A 5,301-nucleotide genomic window follows, 5' to 3' on the forward strand; every position below is an offset into this window, starting at 1 on the left:
TTTTTTTGATGCCAGTTTTTGGTGTCTTGTTTTGAGGTCAGATTTTTCTGAATTGCCTTTTAGGTTTTGTTTGGAGAGTTTGATCCTGGCTCAGGACGAACGCTGGCGGCGTGCTTAACACATGCAAGTCGAACGGAAAGGCCCTTCGGGGTACTCGAGTGGCGAACGGGTGAGTAACACGTGGGTGATCTGCCCTGCACTTTGGGATAAGCCTGGGAAACTGGGTCTAATACCGAATATTCCCTGCTGGTCGCATGGCCTGGTAGGGGAAAGCTTTTGCGGTGTGGGATGGGCCCGCGGCCTATCAGCTTGTTGGTGGGGTGATGGCCTACCAAGGCGACGACGGGTAGCCGGCCTGAGAGGGTGACCGGCCACACTGGGACTGAGATACGGCCCAGACTCCTACGGGAGGCAGCAGTGGGGAATATTGCACAATGGGCGCAAGCCTGATGCAGCGACGCCGCGTGAGGGATGACGGCCTTCGGGTTGTAAACCTCTTTCGGTAGGGACGAAGCGCAAGTGACGGTACCTACAGAAGAAGGACCGGCCAACTACGTGCCAGCAGCCGCGGTAATACGTAGGGTCCGAGCGTTGTCCGGAATTACTGGGCGTAAAGAGCTCGTAGGTGGTTTGTCGCGTTGTCCGTGAAAACTCACAGCTCAACTGTGGGCGTGCGGGCGATACGGGCAGACTGGAGTACTGCAGGGGAGACTGGAATTCCTGGTGTAGCGGTGGAATGCGCAGATATCAGGAGGAACACCGGTGGCGAAGGCGGGTCTCTGGGCAGTAACTGACGCTGAGGAGCGAAAGCGTGGGGAGCGAACAGGATTAGATACCCTGGTAGTCCACGCCGTAAACGGTGGGTACTAGGTGTGGGTTTCCTTCCTTGGGATCCGTGCCGTAGCTAACGCATTAAGTACCCCGCCTGGGGAGTACGGCCGCAAGGCTAAAACTCAAAGGAATTGACGGGGGCCCGCACAAGCGGCGGAGCATGTGGATTAATTCGATGCAACGCGAAGAACCTTACCTGGGTTTGACATGCACAGGACGCCGGCAGAGATGTCGGTTCCCTTGTGGCCTGTGTGCAGGTGGTGCATGGCTGTCGTCAGCTCGTGTCGTGAGATGTTGGGTTAAGTCCCGCAACGAGCGCAACCCTTGTCTCATGTTGCCAGCACGTTATGGTGGGGACTCGTGAGAGACTGCCGGGGTCAACTCGGAGGAAGGTGGGGATGACGTCAAGTCATCATGCCCCTTATGTCCAGGGCTTCACACATGCTACAATGGCCGGTACAAAGGGCTGCGATGCCGTGAGGTGGAGCGAATCCTTTCAAAGCCGGTCTCAGTTCGGATCGGGGTCTGCAACTCGACCCCGTGAAGTCGGAGTCGCTAGTAATCGCAGATCAGCAACGCTGCGGTGAATACGTTCCCGGGCCTTGTACACACCGCCCGTCACGTCATGAAAGTCGGTAACACCCGAAGCCGGTGGCCTAACCCCTTGTGGGAGGGAGCCGTCGAAGGTGGGATCGGCGATTGGGACGAAGTCGTAACAAGGTAGCCGTACCGGAAGGTGCGGCTGGATCACCTCCTTTCTAAGGAGCACCATTTATTGTTCCCCCGCCCCCACGTGTGTGGGATCAGTGCGGTTGGGAGATCAGTGCCGGGCCTGTAGTGGGTTTCCGGTGGGTGCACAACAAACGTGAGAAGTGGTGTGGGAACACTGCTTTGAGGAATCATCAGACACACTATTGGGCTTTGAGGCAACAGGCCCGTTGTTTCCCTGGCCACTGTGTGTGGTGGGGGGTCTGGTGTCGCCCTGTCTTTGGTGGTGGGGTGTGGTGTTTGATTCGTGGATAGTGGTTGCGAGCATCTGAACAGGTGGCTCCCTTTTGGGGGTTGCTTGTTTTGATAATGCAATTTTTTATTCTTCCGAGAATATTTTTCTGTTTTGTGTTGTAAGTGTTTAAGGGCGCATGGTGGATGCCTTGGCACTGAGAGCCGATGAAGGACGTGGGAGGCTGCGTTATGCCTCGGGGAGCTGTCAACCGAGCGTGGATCCGAGGATGTCCGAATGGGGAAACCCGGCGCGAGTGATGTCGTGTCACCCGTCACTGAATACATAGGTGGCGGGGGGTAACGCGGGGAAGTGAAACATCTCAGTACCCGTAGGAAGAGAAAACAAAAGTGATTCCGTTAGTAGTGGCGAGCGAACGCGGAGGATGGCTAAACCGTGTGCATGTGATACCCGGCGGGGGTTGTGTGTGCGGTGTTGTGGGGCGTTTCTTCTCAGGTCCGCCGGCCTGGGCGAAAGTGATAAACCGTTGGGTTAGTCGAAGTGGTCTGGGATGGCCTGTCGTAGAGGGTGAGAGCCCCGTAGACGAAAACTTGGCGGCTTTCGTGAAATGTTTTCCCCGAGTAGCAGCGGGCCCGTGGAATCTGCTGTGAATCTGCCGGGACCACCCGGTAAGCCTGAATACTTCTCAGTGACCGATAGCGGATTAGTACCGTGAGGGAATGGTGAAAAGTACCCCGGGAGGGGAGTGAAATAGTACCTGAAACCGTGTGCCTACAACCCGTCAGAGCCCTCGACTTTGTTGTGGGGTGATGGCGTGCCTTTTGAAGAATGAGCCTGCGAGTCAGGGACATGTCGCGAGGTTAACCCGTGTGGGGTAGCCGCAGCGAAAGCGAGTCTGAATAGGGCGTATCACGTCAACAGTGGCGTGTGTAGTGGTGTGTTCTGGACCCGAAGCGGAGTGATCTACCCATGGCCAGGGTGAAGCGCGGGTAAGACCGCGTGGAGGCCCGAACCCACTTAGGTTGAAGACTGAGGGGATGAGCTGTGGGTAGGGGTGAAAGGCCAATCAAACTCCGTGATAGCTGGTTCTCCCCGAAATGCATTTAGGTGCAGCGTCGCATGTTTCTTGTTGGAGGTAGAGCTACTGGATGGCCGATGGGCCCTACTAGGTTACTGACGTCAGCCAAACTCCGAATGCCGACAAGTGAAAGTGTGGCAGTGAGACGGCGGGGGATAAGCTCCGTGCGTCGAGAGGGAAACAGCCCAGATCGCCGGCTAAGGCCCCTAAGCGTGTGCTAAGTGGAAAAGGATGTGCAGTCGCAAAGACAACCAGGAGGTTGGCTTAGAAGCAGCCACCCTTGAAAGAGTGCGTAATAGCTCACTGGTCAAGTGATTGTGCGCCGATAATGTAGCGGGGCTCAAGCACACCGCCGAAGCCGCGGCAATCTATTGGTGACAATAGGTTGGGTAGGGGAGCGTCCTGCATCCGGTGAAGCAGCCGTGTGAACGTGTTGTGGAGGGTGTGGGAGTGAGAATGCAGGCATGAGTAGCGATAAGGCAAGTGAGAACCTTGCCCGCCGAAAGACCAAGGGTTCCTGGGCCAGGCCAGTCCGCCCAGGGTGAGTCGGGACCTAAGGCGAGGCCGACAGGCGTAGTCGATGGACAACGGGTTGATATTCCCGTACCCGTGTATGAGCGTCCCTGATGAATCCATACTGCTAACCGCCCAAACGGTGGCCTATCAATCCCTTCGGGGTGCGAGGGTCGCCTGCTGCGCGGGACCCGTGTGGGTAGTAGTCAAGCGATGGGGTGACGCAGGAAGGTAGCCGTACCAGTCAGTGGTAATACTGGGGCAAACCTGTAGGGAGTCAGATAGGCAAATCCGTCTGGCGCATATCCTGAGAGGTGATGCATAGCCGAGTGAGGCGAATTCGGTGATCCTATGCTGTCGAGAAAAGCCTCTAGCGAGCGCATACACGGCCCGTACCCCAAACCAACACAGGTGGTCAGGTAGAGAATACCAAGGCGTACGAGTGAACTATGGTTAAGGAACTCGGCAAAATGCCCCCGTAACTTCGGGAGAAGGGGGACCCCCATACCGTCAACCGGCTTGCCCGGGGCAGCGGGAGGGGGTGGCACAAACCAGTGAGAAGCGACTGTTTACTAAAAACACAGGTCCGTGCGAAGTCGCAAGACGATGTATACGGACTGACGCCTGCCCGGTGCTGGAAGGTTAAGAGGACCCGTTAACCCTTCGGGGTGAAGCGGAGAATTTAAGCCCCAGTAAACGGCGGTGGTAACTATAACCATCCTAAGGTAGCGAAATTCCTTGTCGGGTAAGTTCCGACCTGCACGAATGGCGTAACGACTTCTCAGCTGTCTCAACCATAGACTCGGCGAAATTGCATTACGAGTAAAGATGCTCGTTACGCGCGGCAGGACGAAAAGACCCCGGGACCTTCACTACAACTTGGTATTGGTGCTCGATACGGTTTGTGTAGGATAGGTGGGAGACTGTGAAACACAGACGCCAGTTTGTGTGGAGTCGTTGTTGAAATACCACTCTGATCGTATTGGGCCTCTAACCTCGAACCGTATATCCGGTTCAGGGACAGTGCCTGGTGGGTAGTTTAACTGGGGCGGTTGCCTCCTAAAAAGTAACGGAGGCGCCCAAAGGTTCCCTCAACCTGGACGGCAATCAGGTGTTGAGTGTAAGTGCACAAGGGAGCTTGACTGCGAGACGTACATGTCAAGCAGGGACGAAAGTCGGGACTAGTGATCCGGCACCCCCGAGTGGAAGGGGTGTCGCTCAACGGATAAAAGGTACCCCGGGGATAACAGGCTGATCTTCCCCAAGAGTCCATATCGACGGGATGGTTTGGCACCTCGATGTCGGCTCGTCGCATCCTGGGGCTGGAGCAGGTCCCAAGGGTTGGGCTGTTCGCCCATTAAAGCGGCACGCGAGCTGGGTTTAGAACGTCGTGAGACAGTTCGGTCTCTATCCGCCGCGCGCGTCAGAAGCTTGAGGAAACCTGTCCCTAGTACGAGAGGACCGGGACGGACGAACCTCTGGTACACCAGTTGTCCCACCAGGGGCACCGCTGGATAGCCACGTTCGGACAGGATAACCGCTGAAAGCATCTAAGCGGGAAACCTCTTCCAAGACCAGGCTTCTCACCCATCAAGTGGGATAAGGCCCCCCGCAGACCACGGGATCGATAGACCAGACCTACACGCACAGCAATGTGTTCAGGGAACTGGCACTAACCGGCCGAAAACTTACACACAAACACTCGCAACCACACCCACGCGCATCAAACCACTGCGCCCCACCACCAAAACACACCACCCACAACACAATGTGGGACACCTAAAAGAATAGAGTTACGGCGGTCAATAGCGGCAGGGAAACGCCCGGACCCATCCCGAACCCGGAAGCTAAGCCTGCCAGCGCCAATGATACTGCCCAACACGGGTGGAAAAGTAGGACACCGCCGAACACACATTAG

3 rRNA genes are annotated in these 5,301 nt (G+C 56.4%); all 3 read left to right on the plus strand.

Features of this window, described 5'->3' with window-relative positions:
- Nucleotides 1–67 precede the first annotated feature (67 nt).
- Nucleotides 68–1,589 (plus strand): 16S ribosomal RNA (locus BHQ18_RS28680).
- A gap of 361 nt (nucleotides 1,590–1,950) precedes the next feature.
- Nucleotides 1,951–5,079 (plus strand): 23S ribosomal RNA (locus tag BHQ18_RS28685).
- A 98-nt stretch (nucleotides 5,080–5,177) separates the two neighbouring features.
- A 5S ribosomal RNA gene (gene rrf, locus BHQ18_RS28690) occupies nucleotides 5,178–5,292 on the plus strand.
- Together the 16S, 23S and 5S rRNA genes form the textbook arrangement of a ribosomal RNA operon.
- The last annotated feature ends 9 nt before the right edge of the window (nucleotides 5,293–5,301 follow it).

This window comes from Mycolicibacterium flavescens, from assembly GCF_001722335.1.
Lineage (GTDB): Bacteria > Actinomycetota > Actinomycetes > Mycobacteriales > Mycobacteriaceae > Mycobacterium > Mycobacterium flavescens.